Below are 17,971 nucleotides of genomic sequence, written 5' to 3'. Positions count from 1 at the left end.
TAGATGAAAACTAGAATAATATTTGCAACAGGAAACAAAAATAAACTTCGTGAAATAAAGGAGATTCTCGGCGAGGAGAATTATGACATCCTCACAATGAAGGAAGCTGGAATTGATATTGACATCGTGGAGGATGGAAAGACCTTCGAGGAGAATTCTTTGATTAAATCAAGAGCCATCGCCAATCACGCAAAGGATGCCATCGTCCTTGCCGATGACAGCGGACTTGAAATCGATGCGCTAAACAAAGAGCCGGGTATTTACTCAGCCAGATATTTGGGCGAGGATACCTCTTATGATGTGAAAAATGCAAACCTGATCCAGCGTCTTGAAGGCGTTGAGAAGCAGGACAGAAGCGCCCGCTTCGTATGCGCAGTTTCTGCCGTGTTCCCAGATGGAAAGGAAGCGGTAGTTCGCGGCACAATCGAGGGCTATATCGGCTGGGAGCCAATGGGTGAAAACGGCTTCGGCTACGATCCAATCTTTTATCTTTGGGACAAGGATGTGAGTACAGCAAGCATCAGCCCAGAGGAGAAAAATGCCATCAGCCATCGCGGACAGGCACTTAGAATGATAAAGGAAGAAATAATCAAGCATGAAAATATTAGTTGTTAGTGATACTCATGGCAGGTCTGAAAATCTCAGAGATGTCATTCGAATCGAAAATCCAGACCGCATCTATCATCTTGGTGACGGACAGGGCGTGGAGGACAATCTTTGGATGATGTCAGAGGCACCTGCGGAATGTGTTTGCGGAAATTGTGACTGGGGGACCAATCTTCCAAATGAGGTGGTTCTTGAGGTTGGAAATCATGTAATTCTTCTTACCCATGGTCACTACTACGGAGTGAATTATGGATATGAGAAAATTGCAGAAGTGGCCAAAGCGAAGGGCTGTGACGTGGTGCTCTACGGTCACACTCACGTGCCAACTATCGACCATTACGAGGGACTTATTATTGCAAATCCTGGCAGTATTGCATTCCCAAGACAAAATTCCAGAGAACACACTTATATGACAATTTTGGTAGATAATAATGGTGAACTGAAATTGGATTTGCATTCACTTGAGGAATACGAAAGAACACATGGAAATTAAAGTCGTTATTGAAGATGTGACTCCCGAGGAGGAGCACATTCTTATGACAAAGCCTGGCGAGAGCATCACCTTTGCTGAGGCGATGGATTTGCTCGGTATGAAATTTTATAGGCCTTGTGGCGGCATCGGAAAATGTATGAGCTGTGCCATAAGGTTTGTTTATGGCGCTCCGGAAATCACTTATGAGGATGAAAGGGCGCTTGATTTTTCTGATATTCGAAATGGCTGGCGCGTGGGCTGCAAGTGCGTGATAACACACGACTGCAAGATTCAGGTCCCTAAGCGTCTGGTTTCTGAAATTACATCTATAGGCATGTCCTCAGCAGAGAATGATATGCCTCTCGACAAGACCAATATCGCCATCGCAGTTGATGTTGGTACCACAACTTTGGCGGCAACAGCCGTGGAACTGAATACTGGAAAGGTTTTAAGACAGCATACCTGGACCAACGGGCAGCTTAAGTATGGCGCAGATGTAATGAGCAGAATCAAGGCATCCATTGATGGTCACGGTGATGAGTTGCAGCAGCTTGTTATAAATGATTTGATGTCTCTTGGAACAAAAATCCTTGGAGAGGATTTTCTTACACACAAGGTGGTTGTATCCGGAAATACGGTAATGACCCATTTGTTTTTGAAATATCCGGTGGACGGTATGGCTAAGTATCCATTCGTGCCATATACCCTTGATGCTGTGAAATTCAGAGAGACTAGCCGAGATATTTTCTTTATGCCGTCTATCAGCGCTTTTGTGGGCGGAGATATCGTGGCAGGTCTTTACTATATAAAGCAGCAGGCGAAGAAGCATAATCGTGAGAAGGAAACCTTCCTATTTGTAGATATGGGAACCAATGCCGAGATTGTATTGTTCGACGGAGAGAAATATTATTGCTCATCTGCATCGGCAGGTCCTGCACTTGAAGGGGCTTCTCTCAGCTGTGGTGTGGCATCTGTTCGCGGGGCTATTAACCATGTTTCTTTGCAGGATGGAGTATTGAAATATACAACTATCGGCGGTGAGGAACCAATCGGTCTTTGCGGTAGCGGTGTCATAGATATGGTTCATGAACTTCGCCGCAATAATATCATTGATGAAGGCGGCCTGCTCCTGGAGGAATACGCTGACGCAGGTTATCCTGTCACAGACAAGATATTGATGACTGGAGAGGATATCCAGCAGGTTATTCTTGCAAAGGCTGCAATTGTATCTGGAATTCAGATGCTTCTTGAGGCATCAAAGCTTGGTCTTGAAAGCATTGACCACCTTTATGTTTCAGGAGGTCTTGGAGCTTCCATCAGCATATGGGCCGCAGCAGGTATCGGATTGGTACCGAAGGAGCTTGTTTCTAAGTTTGAATCCCTTGGCAATACATCACTTCTTGGTGACATCGAATTCATTCTCGACCCTAGCGAAGAAGCCCTTCAATCTATCCGTGACAATTCAAGGATTGTGATGCTTGCCACCACACCACACTTCGAAGAGCTGTTCCTTGAAAACCTTCATCTATAGAGTGTGAACATTTTTCGAACAATCAGTGATTTCCCGTTATTACGCCTCACGTGTGTTAAAATGGACTAATAACCTATAAGAATTTTAAATGAGAACTGTAATCTACAAGCTCTTAGATCTCTCAGTGAGACATGTAGTCGAAATCTGATCCCAAAAGGATGATTGCTTTAGCAATCAACTTTTGTGGTCTAGTAAGCTTTAGCTTACATTTACAGAGAGAACTAAGGCTTGTAGATGTAACAGTTCGGAGTTGAGTGTTTGTAGAAAGGAGTTTTTACACTATGGCTAAGTATGTATGTCCTGTTTGTGGTTATGTTCATGAAGGAGATAATCCTCCTGATGAGTGTCCAGTATGTCATGTATCTGGCGACAAGTTCAAGAAGGTTGAAGGCGAAATCGCTCTTGCAGCTGAGCATGTATTTGGTTTATATGATGTTACTGTAAAGAACAACCCAGACGTTTCTGAAGAAGACAAGAAATACATTTTTGAGCAGCTCAAGGCTAATTTCGAGGGCGAGTGCTCAGAGGTTGGTATGTATCTTTGCATGGCTCGTGTGGCACATCGAGAGGGCTACCCAGAGATTGGACTATACTGGGAGAAGGCAGCATTTGAAGAGGCAGAGCATGCTGCTAAGTTTGCTGAGATGTTAGGCTCCGACCTTGAGAAAAATATGACCGAATCAACAAAGAAGAATCTTGCATGGCGTGTTGACTGCGAGTACGGCGCAACAGCTGGCAAGACCGATCTTGCTAAGTGCGCAAAGAAGAATAATCTTGATGCCATCCATGATACAGTTCACGAGATGGCCCGCGACGAGGCTCGCCACGGCAAGGCGCTCGAGGGATTGTTGAATAGATATTTTAAATAATCTTTGACATTTGGTTTTCGCATAGAATCAAAAGTCATTATAATGGACTGGTATAAATTGCCAGTCCATTTATTTGACTTAAGACCAGAATTAACTATATTTTATGGTCATATAATGCTATTGAACCCCAACATATTAGTGCTTTTCAAATATGGTGGTACTATTTTTAAGAATAGCACCCCATTATGTAAGTTTTTTTGAAATCTGGTGGTATTAAAGTACCACAAGAATGAGCATTTCAATTGATAAAGAGGTATCTAGAAGCATTTTTATACCACCAGAAATATGGATAATAGCTATATTGTGGTACAGTGGTACCACAAACATGTTAATTATGCTTTTTCAGGTGGTACTGAAATTCCCCAATAATATGGTATTTATATAATGAGGGGGTAAAGGAGTGTCTTAGTCTCTTGTTATTAGAGTGAGGCGAAGGGGGTAATCTTCTTTTTTGAACTTTTTTATGTTAAAATGACCAAGTTATTAACAAAAATAAGTGAGATTAAAATATAGATATGAACAATTCAACAACCCTCGGTACACTTTCCCAGGGGCGCAACAACAATTTAAATATTCTCAGGCTCGTAGCCTCTTTCATGGTTATGTACATGCACTCCCTTGCACTATCAATTGCAGAGCAGGAGCGTGATTTGATGTACACTCTGAGCTTTCACAAGGCGCTGTCAGGTCAGGTGGCAGTGGATATTTTCTTTATCATCAGTGGATTTTTGATTTACCGAAGCTATGACAGGAGCCGCAATATCCCTAAGTATTTGAAGGCTCGTTTCCTTAGAATATGGCCGCTGCTTGGACTTTTTATTTTGTCCACAGCATACATCATCGGCCCTATGCTTTCCAAATTTTCCAGAGATGAATATTTTGCAACAGGCCTAAAGGATTACCTTCTGAATTTATTTTTTGCGTCATCCTACACCAGGCTCCCAGGTGTGTTCACCACTCACATTAATTTCAGTGTAAATGGCAGCATTTGGACGCTTCGTTATGAAGTAATTTGCTATTTACTGGTGCTTGTTTTCTTCCCGATTTTGATTAGGAAAAAAGAAGCTATCGGTGGTTTAATTGCTATTTCAGCTGCTACTTATCTGTTCTTCAATTATGGATTTACTGGTGACCATTTTTACATGATTCCATCAGGAATTCTTTTGAACCTTGGCAGACTTTCACTCCACTTTGAAATGGGTATTCTCTATTATCTTTACAGAGAACAGATTCCAATGAAGGTGAATTTATTTATCGCGTCGATTGTGGGCCTGGTTGCAAGCAGTTATTTCATTGATTATGAGATTGCCTTTGCAATCTTTGGAACCTATATGATATTGTTCATCGGTTTCCATGATTCTGCTATTTCTAGAGCGTATGATAAAGTTGGCGATTTATCCTACGGCGTATATATACTGTCATTTTTGGCGCAGCAGCTTGTAATTGAATGGATGGCAGTGAGCCCTGACGGTTACGAATATGTCCGTATGGATCCTTATGTAAATTTAGGAGTGTCAATTGTGATTGTGGTGCCACTGGCTTTTATCAGCTGGCATCTCTTTGAAAAGCAATTGCTGAAGTTGAAATAAATGATAGAAAAGATTTACAAGAAATTAGTTAATAAAGAAACTGGGCTTTACACAATTTTCGGTGTGCTGACAAGCATCCAAAATGTGCTGATGTTTGATATTCTGTTGCATTTTGGAATGGCCTATCGCATTGCCAATATCATCACATTGATTACGGTAAAGCTCACAGCATATATCTGCAACAAGAACTTTGTGTTCAAAAGCCACTGCGCTAACTTCCTAGAGCTCTTAAAAGAGTTTGGTCGCTTTGTGTTTTGGCGCGGAGCTACCATGCTCCTTGATTACTTCGGATTGATTTTTCTTGTGGAAGTTGTTGGTGCGCCAAAGCTCATCGGAAAAGTAGTGATGACTGTGTTTGTAATCGCGGTGAATTACGTCACCGGAAAAAGACATGTGTTTAAGAATAAAAAAGCTTCTCCATAAGGAGAAGCTTTTTACGTATTTAATTATGCAACAGGAAAAATGGAAAATTCCCGTAGAACAAAAGCAAAGCATATAACAGCCCACCGAAGTAAATCAAATGATTATATGCAACCTTTTTTCTATACTCGTCAACATCAGAAATTGTTGTTGTGGATGTGGTAGGGTCGTATCCATTTTCCTTGAGCAGTCCATCAAGAATAAATACCACAGCCAGTGCAAAAACAAATAGCATTGGCAGATAATATCTTGCCTGCGAGCCACCGGTGTAGCCGTTGTTCACCCAGTTGCCGTAGGCCTTTTTCAACTGAAGGCTAAAGGTGAGGATTGCTGAAATCCAGCCAGCCTTGATTGGCAAAGTAAGCTTGCCGGCAACATGCTTAAATTCTTTTGCAAAAGCAAATATAGGCAGTATCCAAAGCAACTCCATTGGAAGTGTGGAAATAGTCCAAGGTGAGCTCTTTCTAAGTGACAAATCTCCAGTCACAAGTCCCGACCAGGAAATAAAAAAGTTGTTGAAATAATTTGCAATGTAGCTAAGTGCGCCGACATCAGGGCGTTCATCTTCGGCAACATAAAAGAAGGAATTCTGGAAATACTCAGTAGGTGAAATAACCTTAAGTGTCGGCTGTAGTACACCATATCGCTGGTAAATCACAATAATATAAATAACTGGTAGTACGTAAAGTGGTGTTGTAATCCAAAATTCTTTTTTCAGCGAAAGTCGAAAATCCTTTTCTTTTACTATAGTAGCAACCAGCACAATGATTGCCATCAGAGCACAAAGCATGGCGGTTGTCATCTTGTTCAAGAAACTCAAAGTAATGCCAAGGGCAATCAAAATATAAGTGAGCTGAGTTCGATTCCCTTCGCAAAAACGAATCAGACCAAGTGCACAGATACAGCTTGTAATCAATGCAAAAGCATCATTTGAAACACCGCACATCTCCAAACAGAGAATAGGGATACAGGTAACAGTGGTGGCATAAATCAAGTGAAGCCAAGGCTTTGACCTGTCGATGCGTGACCATCCAATATAAAGCATCAGGGCAATTCCGATGGCGGCAATTCCCATGCTGAAATACCTAAGCCTAAACATATCAATGGAAACAACAACTCCCGGTTCAACCTCTTCGAAACCGCCTGCCAGCTGCATGATGTGGTAGTAAATTGAAGGGTGGCAAAGATAGTTTATCAAGGTGGAATTGTACTCGTAGTTGTTCACAGACCACTTCATTGGCTGTGAGCTAAAAAGGTGCATATTTTCAAAATGTGGAATGATTTCGTGAGTGGTGCGGACGTGATAAATGTAGCTGATGTGTGCCATTTCGTCCGGTGATGAATCTGGCAGGGCGTGTGCATAGAACAGTCCCTGTGCGCAGATGTAAAGGAAGGCAAGAATATAAATCGAAGCGATGAAACGACCTCTGATTTTCCTGTGCAATGAGGCGTGAAACGCTAGGACGATCAACGCCATAAAGGCGATTATCAAAACGATACCAATAACTGCGTAAAATGTCATATCAAATTCCTTCCCCAGACCATAGTTGACTTCATTGTAATCTATAAACTTGGGCTTTGCAAGGAAGAGAATGTTGCGGCAATAGTGGAAAGAAACTATAATAGAAACCATGATTAAAGAATATAAAGAACCTACAAATAAAATAGAAAAGGGCCTTTTGTATTTGCAGCATTATGGCCTGAAGCAGACAGTTGCAAAATCCATCAGAAAGGCAATGGGCCACGATCAGGAGCACTATAGCTACCGGAAGTTTTTGAAGGCACACCCGCTCACTAAGGAGGAGCTTGATAAGCAGCGCCATACCGTATTTACGTATAACCCTGTCATCAGTATTGTAATTCCGCTGTACAACACACCAGAGAGATTTCTTACGGAGCTTATTCAGTCCTTCACGGCTCAGACCTATCCTAACTGGCAGCTTTGCCTTGGGGATGGCAGTCCAAAGGATGGACTTTACAATATCATCCTGAAAGCCACTGGCGATATCTGGGACGAGAGAATCGTATATAAAAAGCTGGAGGGTAACACTGGAATCGCAGGCAATACAAATGCCGCAATGGAGCTTGCAACAGGAGATTTCATCGGCTTTACTGACCATGATGACCTTATCACACCAGATGCAATGTTTTATATTGCAAAGGCTCTGAACGAGGACAATACAATCCAGGCAATCTATTCCGACGAGGACAAAATCGATATGGATTCCAAGGAATATTTCCTTCCTCATTTTAAGTCGGATTTCAATATTGATTTGCTTTGCTCTCACAACTATATCACCCACCTGTTTGTAGCCAGAGCTGATTTGGTAAAGGCCTCAGGTGGCATTAAGTCAGAGTTTGACGGTGCACAGGATCACGATTTTGACCTTAGGATTTTGGAACAGTGTGACAATATTTATCACATTCCAAGAGTGCTGTATCACTGGCGTACTCATCCTGCATCCACAGCGGACCATCCGGAGGCAAAGATGTACGCATACGAAAATGGTCGCCGCGCTGTGGAGGAACACTACAAGAGAATCGGTGTGCCTGCACGAGTGGAGCTGGATACTCATCTTGGCTACTATCGCACTATTTATGAGTGGCCAGACACACCGCTTCTGTCTATCGTCATTCCCAATATGAACCACAGACAGGACTTACAGGAGTGCATAGATAGTATCGTAAATACGAATTCATATACCAATGTGGAGTTCATTATTGTTGAAAATAATTCTGATGACACAAAGCTTTTTGAGTATTACAAGGAGCTTGAGCTTCGCAGTGATATCAATGCAAAGGTACTTAATTATACTGAGACTCACCCAGAGACAAAGGGCAGCTTCAATTTCTCTAAGTTGGTGAATTACGGTGTGGCAAATGCCAAGGGAGACTATATCCTTCTTCTTAACAATGATACTCGCATGATAAATGCCGATGCCATCTCAGAGATGATGGGCTTTGTCAGACGTGAGGATGTAGGCGTAGTTGGTGCCAGACTTTATTATGGAAACAATACCGTGCAGCATGCAGGTTTAATTCTCGGACTTGGCGGAGTGGCCAATTCCCAGTTCCTTGGAAGCGGTCGTGAGCAGGTGGGATATTTTTACAGAAGTACCTGCGTTCAGGATTTATCGGCTGTTACTGGTGCATGCCTTCTTACAAAGCGTTCTCTTTGGGATGAAGTGGGAGGCTTCGATGAGGAGCTTGCAGTAGCCTTTAACGACGTGGATTATTGCCTGAAGCTTCGCGCTCTCAACAAGCTTTGTGTTTACACACCGTTCGCTCAGTGGTATCATCTTGAATCGTTGAGCCGCGGTCTTGACCATCAGGATGCCGAGAAAAAGGCTAGAATGGACCGAGAGACCGAGGATTTCATGGCTAAGTGGAAAGAGGTTTATGAGGCTGGAGATCCATACTATAACCCAAATCTTTCCCTTACTAAATTTGACTACTCTTTCGGAAGAGATTAGAAAGGATTTTTAAATGAAACTTATTATTCAGATTCCATGCTATAACGAGGCAGAAACTCTTGAGATTGCTCTCAACGATTTGCCAAAGCACATTGATGGAATTGATGAGATAGAATATCTGATTATCAACGACGGCAGCAGTGACAACACTGTTGAGGTTGCCCGTAAGTGGGGTGTTAATTACGTGGTGAATTTCCGTCGCAACAAGGGCTTGGCTTACGGCTTCATGGCTGGTCTTGATGCCTGCCTTAGAAACGGAGCTGACATTATCGTAAATACGGATGCAGATAATCAGTACGTGGCAGATGATATCGAGCTTTTGGTTCGTCCTATTATCGATGGCAAATCGGATATCGTCATCGGCGAGCGTCCAATTGATGCCACAGAGCATTTTTCACCTACCAAGAAAAAGCTTCAGCATTTTGGAAGCTGGGTTGTTCAAAAAGCCAGCAACTCCAATATCCCTGATGCGCCTTCAGGCTTCAGAGCTTATTCAAGGGATGCTGCCATGCGCCTTAATGTCACCAACGATTACACCTATACCTTGGAGACAATCGTTCAGGCTGGCAGAAACCGAATTGCACAGACCAGCGTGCCAATTCGCACCAATGGCGAGCTTAGACCCTCACGACTTTTCAATAGTATGATGGGTTATGTAAAGAAGTCCATGGTGACAATCCTTAGGGCATATCTTATGTATCAGCCACTGAAGACCTTTACACTTTTTTCAATCCTGCCGTCTGTTGTTGGAATCGGGGTTATCATCAGATTTTTGGTGTTCTATTTTACTGATGGCGGGGCAGGCCACGTTCAGTCGCTGATACTTGGCTGTACACTTCTTTTGATGGGATTCATCGCAATCATGATTGGAATGATGGGGGATTTGATGGCGAAGAATCGAAAGCTTCTTGAGGATATTGAGTATCATGCCAGAAAGCTGGATTATGACGGTGTAAAGCTTGAGAAGGACCAGGATAATAAATAGTTTTATCAGGTTTTAATAATATCTAGAAAAAGAATACAGAATATTTTATAATAACTATTAAGTATTTTGACACCTTACGGGGGAATAGGTGTTAATGTAAAAATGTATTGGGAGAATAAGTAAAAAGTTGTACAAGACAAAGAAACGGTCGTGGGTCAAGCATCTGGATTTTATTCTGCTTGATATGCTTGCAGCTGAGATTGCACTGTTCCTTGGAGTTTTTATTAAATTCGACGGGGCAATCATATTCGTTAGCAGATTTGAGCATTACACTCTGTATCAGAATCTAGCGACAATTTTGCCAGTTCTGGATTTGACCGGAGTGCTTTTCACAGAGACTTACACGGGAATTTTACGAAGAACAAAATATCAGGAAGCTTTAGCTACCATTTGGCACTCTGTTGTGAATTTCTTTGGAGTGCTTCTTTACATGCAGGCAATGAAGGCCACATATTTCTATTCAAGACTTGCCCTTGCTCTTTTTGGCCTGTTCATGATTATGATTTCCTACACATTTAGATGTAGCTGGAAGCGCGTAATCAGGCACAAGATGATTTTGGATGTTAACAAGACATCCCTTATTGTAGTGTCTGAGTCGGACGTGGTGGAGGAGTGCCTCGGAGACATCGCCCTCACCCCATACATGGAATTTAAGGTGAAGGGTGTGGCTGTTTTAGACAAGGACATGATGGGACAGAGAATTATGGGAGTACCTGTCATAGCCACCGCCGATAGCGTATTTGAATATCTTAGAACCAACGTGGTGGATGAGGTCTTTTTGGATGGCAAAACAAATGCAGGACATAAGGATTTGGCAAGACGTTTTGTTGAACAGGGACTGACAGTTCACGTTGCCCTTATCCATACTGACAATCTCATGCCTAACAAGATAATGGAAACCTACGGACGATATGTGGTGCTAACTTCTAGCATGCATATAACCAACAATCGCCAGGCATTTATCAAGCGGGTTTCTGATATTGCAGGGGCACTGGTCGGTCTTGTTTTCGCACTGATTGCATTTATCATTTTTGCTCCTATCATCAAAATTCAATCTCCTGGGCCGGTATTTTTCACACAGACCAGAATTGGAAAGAATGGTCGCAAATTCAAATTCTATAAATTCCGCAGCATGTATATGGATGCGGAGGCCAGAAAGCAGGAGCTGATGGCTCAGAATGAGGTTCAGGGCAACATGTTCAAAATGGAAAATGACCCTCGAGTTTTCCCAATCGGTCGCTTCATGAGAAAGTATTCCATCGACGAACTGCCTCAGTTTTGGAATGTGCTGAAGGGGGATATGTCACTGGTAGGCACACGCCCACCTCTTGAGGATGAGTATGAAAATTACGCTCTTCATCATAAGGCACGACTTTCCATCAAACCAGGACTCACTGGAATGTGGCAGGTCAGTGGTCGGAGTGATGTGAAGGATTTCGAGCAGGTTGTTGCACTTGATACAGATTATATTGCGAATTGGTCCCTTGGACTTGATATTAGAATCTTACTTAAAACTGTAGCTGTGGTACTTGGTGGAAAGGGGTCGAAATAATAATGAATGGCGCATATTTTTCCCTGATTGTCTGGACACACGATACAAATATGGACCAGTTTAAGGACATGCTTGAGTCCATCGACGAGCAGGAATATCGCGAGTTCGAGTTGTATATTTTAGACGACAATCCAACGAATACAATCGAGGTGACTATCAAGGAATTCTTCCCGGATATTGTTGATAAGGTTCACTATCGCCGCCTTAAGAAAAAGGTGGGGGGAGCCTATGCGCTAAATGTTGGCGCTCATTTTGCTGAGGGTGACAACTTGGTTTTTATCGGCCAGCATGACAGATTAAGCTATCACACACTGAAGGCTATAAATGAAAAAATCGATGAACTGAAGGGTATAATTGTAGATGAGGATGGCAACAGAAATGTCATTGAAACAGCGTTGAAGGATACCCTCTCAGATAACAGCTATATCATTTATGCGGATCATGACGAGCTTATTGGATTGGACAGACGCAATCCTCATTTTAAGACTGGCTTCAATAAGGAGCTTTTACTTCAGACAAATTATATTGGTGATTTTCTGTGTATTTCCAAGGAGGCTTTCAAGAAGCTTGGCACCTTCAATGAGAAGGCTAAATATGCCTACGTCTACGAGTATTTACTGCGTGCCTGCTTCAAAAAGATTCCTATCGAGCACATCCCATATCTTCTTTATCACAAGAGAACCTCTGACAAGATGATGACAAAAGAGGAGCGAAAGGCCGCAAATTACAGCGGCAAGGAGCATCTTGCACTGGCTCTTTCTTACCTTAGACAAAGTGGCGTGCTTTGTGATGGGCGCGTGGATCCTTCCTTGAAAAAATGGCACATTGAATATGACGATAGCAGCTTCCGCCGCTTTAGTGGCGATTACAAATTTATAAAGGAAGAAAACGTTCAGTTTATCACTAGAAATAATGCCAAGAAAATGTACGCCTATCTGTCTCAACCAGACGTTGCTGTGGTTGGTATCAGATTTTTGGGACGGGGCTTCACCTATGATAACGCAGGTTATATCGTGTCTGAGGATGGCAGTCAGTACCCAGCATTTCACGGCCAGAGAATTTTTAGGGACACCTATGAGGGCCTTGGAAGCATGGCAAGGGATGTGAGCACAGTTGATGGTGCATGCTGCATGATTGATGCCAAGGTTTTCAGAATGCTTCGAGGCTTTGATACAAGCCTTACAGGGGAGGATGCGCTTCTTGATTTCTGCCTGAGAGCAAGAGCCAGAGGCTTCCGCACAGTGGTAGTTCCAAAGTGTGTGGCAAGGTATAAAAACAGACCTGAAAGGGCCGTGGAGAAGCAAGAGCCCAAGTCTGAAAAAGAGCAGGAAAACGAATTAGAGAATCAGTCAGAAGAAGCAGTTGAAAATGAGAATTTTGGGACAAAAAAAATCTCACCTGTGCATGCAAGATTAATGGAAAAACATGGTGATTTAATAGAAAAAGGTGATAGATTTTACAATAAAAATCTGCCTTTGGGAATGGATAATTTTATATTGCCAGGAACGGGCGAATAATATTCGAACAAATTCTAAAGATTTATAAAATATGACGGAAATATTAAGATTCCTTGACAATTATAGAACGCATAGAGTAGACTAAATTATAATGCTGTCAGTTTATGACAGCATATAATTTTTGTATATGAAAAGATTGGAGACAAGTAGTTAAGATGAGTAATTTTGACGATTACGATTTGAGCATTGACGAGTGGGATTCTCCTAGAAGACGTCCACAGGGTACTCGCAGCTCAAACGGCAGACAGGCAGGCACCAGATCTTCAAGCAATACCAGACGATCATCAGCTTCAGGCAGAAGCTCAGCAGATAGACCATCAGGACAGAGACAGCGTCCATCAGGACAGGGCTCAAGACCTTCAGGTACCAGACCAACAGGTCAGCGACCTTCTAACAACAGAAATCGCAGACCAAGCAAGGCGGCACGTAAGAAAAAGATTCGTACCAAGATTATTGTTATCGAGATTGTTATCTTAATTATTCTCGCACTTGTATTCTTCCTTTGGAGCAAGTTCGGCAAGGTTAATTGGGACAATATCAATATGGATACAGTCGAGGTTAACAACCTTGATGAGGCCACAACAGAGGTTCTGAGTCAGTACACCACCATCGCTCTTTTCGGTGTAGATAACCGTTCAAACGGAAATCTTGACAGTGGTAACTCAGATGCCATCATCCTTGTTTCTATTAATAATGATACAAAGGATGTTAAGATGCTTTCGGTTCAGCGTGATACCTACCTTCAGGTGGATAAGGACCTTTATCGCAAGTGTAACTATGCTTACAACCACGGTGGAGTTGAGAAGGCTCTCGAGATGCTCAACACCAACCTGGATATCAAGATTGACGGATATGTTTCTGTTGATTTCTATGCTTTGGCAAAGATTGTTGATGACCTTGGCGGTCTCGACCTTGAGGTTACAAGCAAGATGATTTCTACAGACAATCCTGAGACACATATCAATGCTCTCGCAGGTTATATCGCAGAGGTTGAAAATGTCCTTAATTACTATCCTGACGAGGAAGAGGGATGGAAATACAGTGATTGCTTCTTTGATTCACCAGGAATGTATCACATGAATGGTGCGCAGGTAGTTGGATATTGCCGAAACAGATATGCAGTTAATAATGATTACGGTCGAAGCGAGCTTCAGCGTAATGTTATCAAGCTTATCGTTGAGAAGGCAAAGGGCGCAAGCGTTTCTCAGCTCAACAAAATTGCTGATGACGTATTCCCTAAGATTTCTACCAGCCTTTCACTTACACAGTGCATCGGAATGGCTACAGAGGTTGGAAAGTACAACATGGCAGAGTCTTCAGGATTCCCATTTGCACTCAAGACCAAGACAGTCAGCAAGAAAACAGGTAGCGTCGTTGTACCATGTACGCTTACTTCAAACGTAGCGCAGCTTCATCAGTTCCTTTACAATCAGGATAATTATGATCCTACAGATGATATGGTCGATGTTATTAGCGACCACATTGTAAATGAGACTGGATTGAATGAATCTAGTGCGGAGATTAACCAGACCATAGACGGTCAATAATATAATTTTACAAACTTACAATCAACGGGGATTAGCATTTTAATAAAGGGCTAGTCCCCTTGTTTCACAGAAAGGAAAATATTATGTGTGGAATAGTTGGATATGTTGGAAAGTCACAGGCTGCACCAATTCTTTTAGATGGTCTTAGCAAGCTTGAATACAGAGGCTACGACTCAGCAGGTATGGCTGTTTATGATGGAAAGAAGATCGAGTTTGAAAAGGCAAAGGGACGTCTTCGTCTCCTTTCAGAGAAGACTCATGATGGTGAGACACTGCCTGGAACAATCGGTATTGGTCACACACGTTGGGCTACTCATGGTGAGCCTAGCGAGACAAATGCTCATCCACATCTCAACGAAGCGGAGACTATTGCAGTAGTTCACAATGGTATTATCGAGAACTATGCAAAGCTTAAGGAAAAGCTCATCGGCCGTGGCTACAACTTCAAGTCAGAGACAGATACAGAGGTTGTTGCACACCTTCTTGATTATTATTACAAGCAGGGTAATGATCCACTTGCATGTGTGACAAAGGTTATGCACCGTGTTGAGGGTGCTTATGCACTTGGAATCATCTTTGCAGATTATCCTGATACTATTTTTTCAGTTAGAAAGGACAGCCCACTTATCGTTGGTCTTGGAAAGGACGGCAATCTTATTGCTTCTGATGTTCCAGCTGTTCTTAAGTATACACGCAATGTTTACTTCATCGAGAATGAGGAAATTGCAAAGCTTACAGAGAACTCAATTGAGTTCTATGATGTTGATGGTCAGCCAATCGAGAAGCAGTCTAAGACAATTGACTGGGATGTTGACGCAGCAGAAAAGGGTGGCTACGACCACTTCATGATTAAGGAAATTCACGAGGAGCCAAAGACTGTTCGTGATACTATCAGCCCTCGTATCAAGGACAATACAGTTGATATCGAAGAGCTTGGTATGACAGATGAGGAAATCAAGTCTATTTCCCGCATCCGTATCGTTGCTTGCGGTAGTGCTTATCACACAGGTGTTACAGCAAAGTACGTATTTGAGGATATGGCACGTATCCCTGTAGAGGTTGATATTGCATCAGAGTTCAGATACCGCAATCCTATTCTTCAGGATAATGAGCTCGTTATAGCAGTTTCACAGTCAGGTGAGACAGCCGATACAAAGGAAGCTGTACGTATGGCTCGCGCAATGGGCAATATGACTCTGGCTATCGTAAACGTAGTTGGTTCATCTATCGCCCGCGAAGCTGAAAAGGTTATGTACACTTGGGCAGGCCCTGAGATTTCAGTTGCTACAACAAAGGCATACTCAGCACAGCTCGTAGCTTTCTATCTTCTTGCTATGAAGTTCGCAGAGGTTAGAGGACTTCTCAAGCCTGAGGAGATGAAGGAGCTCATCACAGATTTAAAGATGCTTCCAGAGCAGATTGAGATGCTTCTTGGAAACAAGGAACGTATTCAGAAGTTTGCAAACAGATTTGTTGCTGCAAAGGATGTATTCTTTATCGGTCGTGGTATCGACTATGCAATTGCCCTTGAGGGTTCACTTAAGCTCAAGGAAATTTCATATATTCATTCAGAGGCTTATGCAGCAGGTGAGCTGAAGCACGGTACAATTTCTCTTATTGAGGAGGGTACACTTGTCGGCGCTGTTGCTACACAGGATAGTGTTTACGCAAAGACTGTTTCAAACATCGTAGAGTGCAAGACTCGTGGCGCTTTCATTCTTGCGGTTACAACAGTTGGAAACGAGGACATTGAGAAGGTAGCGGACTATGTAATGTATGTTCCAAAGACAAACCGTTACTTTACAAACTCGCTTGCTATCATTCCACTCCAGCTCTTCGGTTACTACGTATCAGTTGGAAAGGGATATGATGTAGATCATCCTAGAAACTTAGCAAAGTCAGTTACTGTTGAATAAATCTGAATAAACTCAAAAGGTACTTGTATTTTTCTCATGAAAAACAAGTACCTTTCACTTACTTATCACATTCAAGATTTAAACTACTACCTGTAATTAAGAAACGGAGGCGAGTTTATGAGCGATTTTTTCAACAATGACAATGGCTCAAACACAAATGAGCAGAACAACTCAACATATTCCTATAAGAAAGATGAAATTAATCAGGGTGAGTCCTATTACCAGTGGTCACCATATGATGATGGCAATAGAGCAAAAAAGAAAAAGCAGAGTACCTTTGGCAAGAAGCTTGGACGTACAGCAGCAGTTGCTTTAGTTTTTGGTCTTATTGCAGGTTTGGCATTCCAATCAGTAGTGGTTGTTTCAAACAAGCTGATAGATGCAAATTCACAGACGGCAATCGAAACCACCAAGTCAGATGATTCTTCTTCCGAGAAGGAAAAGGTTTCATCAACAAGTACAGCAGTTGGAACCACAGCTTCCACAAAGATTACAACTGATGTTTCAGAGATTGCACAGAATGTACTTCCTGCAATCGTTCAGGTTACAAATGTAGGAATCAAGGAATACCAGACACTGTTTGGTCTATACCAGCAGCCAACTACATCAGCTGGTTCTGGAATCATTGTTTCACAGGATGATAATTATATTTACATTGCTACAAATAATCACGTAGTCAGCGGTGCAGAGACACTTACAATCACCTTCAATGATGGAGAGGCTGTCGAGGGCACAATAAAGGGAACAGATTCTTCCTGCGACCTTGCAGTTGTATCCGTAGCTGTTTCAGATATCAAGGCTGACACACTTTCAGCAATCAAGGTTGCAACACTTGGCGATTCTGATGCAACAGTCGTTGGTGAGGCGGCAATAGTAATTGGTAATGCCCTTGGCTATGGTACATCAGTTACAGATGGTATCATCTCTGCAAAGGACAGGGAAGTTTCAATCCAGGACGATGACGGAAATACAGTTACTAATTCACTCATCCAGACAAATGCAGCAGTAAATCCTGGAAACTCAGGTGGTGCGCTTCTTAACGCAAAGGGTGAGGTTATCGGTATCGTTTCTGCAAAGCTTTCAAGTGAGCAGGTTGAAGGCATGGGTTATGCAATCCCAATCAGCTATGCATGGAACATCATCCAGCAAATGATTGACAATGATGTAGTTTCAGAACTTGATGCTTCTTACATCGGTATTGCAGGCAAGGATATCACTCAGGAGATGTCTGAGCAGTACAACGTACCTGTTGGCGTTTATGTAGCGCAGGTTGTTACAGGATCTGGCGCAGAGGCTGCTGGCATCAAGGTAGAGGATGTCATCACAAGCTTCAACGGTCGTAAGGTTACTTCAGTAAATACACTGAACAATATCATGAAGTACATCCCGGCTGGCACCACTGTAGAAATCACAGTTGCCCGTGCAGACAACGACTATCAGGAGGAAACACTGGAGGTTACTCTTACAAGAAAAATTGATAAAGTACAGTAAAGG

Annotated in this window: 14 protein-coding genes; 13 read left to right on the top strand and 1 reads right to left on the bottom strand. The window is 42.5% G+C overall.

Going from position 1 to position 17,971, the window contains the following annotated elements; genetic code table 11:
* Positions 1 to 3 precede the first annotated feature (3 nt).
* The 6 genes from FXF36_RS14895 to FXF36_RS14870 all read left to right on the top strand — a co-directional run bounded on the left by FXF36_RS14895 (position 4) and on the right by FXF36_RS14870 (position 5,490).
* Positions 4 to 615, top strand: coding sequence for an XTP/dITP diphosphatase (locus FXF36_RS14895; RefSeq protein WP_151625440.1), 612 nt, complete (start codon positions 4 to 6; stop codon positions 613 to 615).
* Entirely contained in the window at positions 596 to 1,099 is a 504-nt protein-coding gene (locus FXF36_RS14890) for a metallophosphoesterase family protein (RefSeq protein WP_151625438.1), read from the top strand. The genes FXF36_RS14895 and FXF36_RS14890 overlap by 20 nt, the downstream gene beginning before the upstream one ends.
* Positions 1,089 to 2,609 (top strand): ASKHA domain-containing protein, encoded by a 1,521-nt coding sequence (locus FXF36_RS14885; protein ID WP_151625436.1) that lies wholly within the window; start codon positions 1,089 to 1,091, stop codon positions 2,607 to 2,609. The genes FXF36_RS14890 and FXF36_RS14885 overlap by 11 nt, the downstream gene beginning before the upstream one ends.
* A 281-nt stretch (positions 2,610 to 2,890) precedes the next feature.
* Positions 2,891 to 3,478, top strand: a complete 588-nt coding sequence (locus FXF36_RS14880) for an NADH peroxidase (RefSeq protein WP_151625434.1) — start codon at positions 2,891 to 2,893, stop codon at positions 3,476 to 3,478.
* 515 nt (positions 3,479 to 3,993) lie between these two features.
* The gene (locus tag FXF36_RS14875) at positions 3,994 to 5,067 is read left to right on the top strand and encodes an acyltransferase family protein (protein ID WP_151625432.1); all 1,074 of its coding nucleotides are present in this window, start codon (positions 3,994 to 3,996) and stop codon (positions 5,065 to 5,067) included.
* Complete coding sequence (locus FXF36_RS14870) at positions 5,068 to 5,490, top strand: GtrA family protein (protein WP_151625430.1); 423 nt, start codon at positions 5,068 to 5,070, stop codon at positions 5,488 to 5,490.
* Positions 5,491 to 5,509: 19 nt separating this feature from the next.
* Here FXF36_RS14870 and FXF36_RS14865 read toward each other — a convergent pair whose 3' ends face one another.
* A complete protein-coding gene (locus tag FXF36_RS14865) occupies positions 5,510 to 7,120 on the bottom strand; it encodes a hypothetical protein (RefSeq protein WP_167511412.1) in 1,611 nt (536 codons plus the stop codon).
* On the opposite strand from FXF36_RS14865, the gene FXF36_RS14860 reads away from it, so the two are divergent.
* The 7 genes from FXF36_RS14860 (at position 7,119) to FXF36_RS14830 (ending at position 17,968) form a co-directional block, all read left to right on the top strand.
* Positions 7,119 to 8,960 carry a glycosyltransferase family 2 protein gene (locus FXF36_RS14860; RefSeq protein ID WP_151625425.1) on the top strand — a complete coding sequence of 614 codons (1,842 nt, stop codon included), beginning with the start codon at positions 7,119 to 7,121 and terminating at the stop codon, positions 8,958 to 8,960. The genes FXF36_RS14865 and FXF36_RS14860 overlap by 2 nt on opposite strands.
* 13 nt (positions 8,961 to 8,973) lie before the next feature.
* The gene (locus tag FXF36_RS14855; protein ID WP_151625423.1) at positions 8,974 to 9,945 is read left to right on the top strand and encodes a glycosyltransferase family 2 protein; all 972 of its coding nucleotides are present in this window, start codon (positions 8,974 to 8,976) and stop codon (positions 9,943 to 9,945) included.
* Between the two features lie 127 nt (positions 9,946 to 10,072).
* On the top strand, positions 10,073 to 11,497 hold the full coding sequence (locus tag FXF36_RS14850) for a sugar transferase (RefSeq protein ID WP_174819759.1): 1,425 nt from the start codon (positions 10,073 to 10,075) through the stop codon (positions 11,495 to 11,497).
* A gap of 2 nt (positions 11,498 to 11,499) precedes the next feature.
* Positions 11,500 to 13,014 (top strand): glycosyltransferase family 2 protein, encoded by a 1,515-nt coding sequence (locus FXF36_RS14845; protein ID WP_151625421.1) that lies wholly within the window; start codon positions 11,500 to 11,502, stop codon positions 13,012 to 13,014.
* A 155-nt stretch (positions 13,015 to 13,169) separates the two neighbouring features.
* Positions 13,170 to 14,561 carry an LCP family protein gene (locus FXF36_RS14840; RefSeq protein ID WP_151625419.1) on the top strand — a complete coding sequence of 464 codons (1,392 nt, stop codon included), beginning with the start codon at positions 13,170 to 13,172 and terminating at the stop codon, positions 14,559 to 14,561.
* A gap of 83 nt (positions 14,562 to 14,644) precedes the next feature.
* Positions 14,645 to 16,477, top strand: a complete 1,833-nt coding sequence (glmS, locus tag FXF36_RS14835; protein ID WP_151625417.1) for a glutamine--fructose-6-phosphate transaminase (isomerizing) — start codon at positions 14,645 to 14,647, stop codon at positions 16,475 to 16,477.
* A 117-nt stretch (positions 16,478 to 16,594) separates the two neighbouring features.
* Positions 16,595 to 17,968 (top strand): S1C family serine protease, encoded by a 1,374-nt coding sequence (locus FXF36_RS14830; RefSeq protein WP_151625416.1) that lies wholly within the window; start codon positions 16,595 to 16,597, stop codon positions 17,966 to 17,968.
* Positions 17,969 to 17,971 lie beyond the last annotated feature (3 nt).

This window comes from Pseudobutyrivibrio xylanivorans (genome assembly GCF_008935055.1).
Lineage (GTDB): Bacteria > Bacillota > Clostridia > Lachnospirales > Lachnospiraceae > Pseudobutyrivibrio > Pseudobutyrivibrio xylanivorans_A.
The sequence above is the reverse complement of the archived record's forward strand: the minus strand, read 5'-3'. Positions and strand labels throughout refer to the sequence as shown.

What these genes read in the sequence shown, in the direction of transcription:
- FXF36_RS14860 (WP_151625425.1), top strand. Translation starts at nt 7,119, where the DNA reads ATGATTAAAGAATATAAAGAACCTACAAATAAAATAGAAAAGGGCCTT.
- FXF36_RS14875 (WP_151625432.1), top strand. Translation starts at nt 3,994, where the DNA reads ATGAACAATTCAACAACCCTCGGTACACTTTCCCAGGGGCGCAACAAC.
- FXF36_RS14830 (WP_151625416.1), top strand. Translation starts at nt 16,595, where the DNA reads ATGAGCGATTTTTTCAACAATGACAATGGCTCAAACACAAATGAGCAG.
- FXF36_RS14880 (WP_151625434.1), top strand. Translation starts at nt 2,891, where the DNA reads ATGGCTAAGTATGTATGTCCTGTTTGTGGTTATGTTCATGAAGGAGAT.
- FXF36_RS14865 (WP_167511412.1), bottom strand. Translation starts at nt 7,120, where the DNA reads ATGGTTTCTATTATAGTTTCTTTCCACTATTGCCGCAACATTCTCTTC.
- FXF36_RS14890 (WP_151625438.1), top strand. Translation starts at nt 596, where the DNA reads ATGAAAATATTAGTTGTTAGTGATACTCATGGCAGGTCTGAAAATCTC.
- FXF36_RS14840 (WP_151625419.1), top strand. Translation starts at nt 13,170, where the DNA reads ATGAGTAATTTTGACGATTACGATTTGAGCATTGACGAGTGGGATTCT.
- glmS (WP_151625417.1), top strand. Translation starts at nt 14,645, where the DNA reads ATGTGTGGAATAGTTGGATATGTTGGAAAGTCACAGGCTGCACCAATT.
- FXF36_RS14895 (WP_151625440.1), top strand. Translation starts at nt 4, where the DNA reads ATGAAAACTAGAATAATATTTGCAACAGGAAACAAAAATAAACTTCGT.
- FXF36_RS14870 (WP_151625430.1), top strand. Translation starts at nt 5,068, where the DNA reads ATGATAGAAAAGATTTACAAGAAATTAGTTAATAAAGAAACTGGGCTT.
- FXF36_RS14855 (WP_151625423.1), top strand. Translation starts at nt 8,974, where the DNA reads ATGAAACTTATTATTCAGATTCCATGCTATAACGAGGCAGAAACTCTT.
- FXF36_RS14885 (WP_151625436.1), top strand. Translation starts at nt 1,089, where the DNA reads ATGGAAATTAAAGTCGTTATTGAAGATGTGACTCCCGAGGAGGAGCAC.
- FXF36_RS14845 (WP_151625421.1), top strand. Translation starts at nt 11,500, where the DNA reads ATGAATGGCGCATATTTTTCCCTGATTGTCTGGACACACGATACAAAT.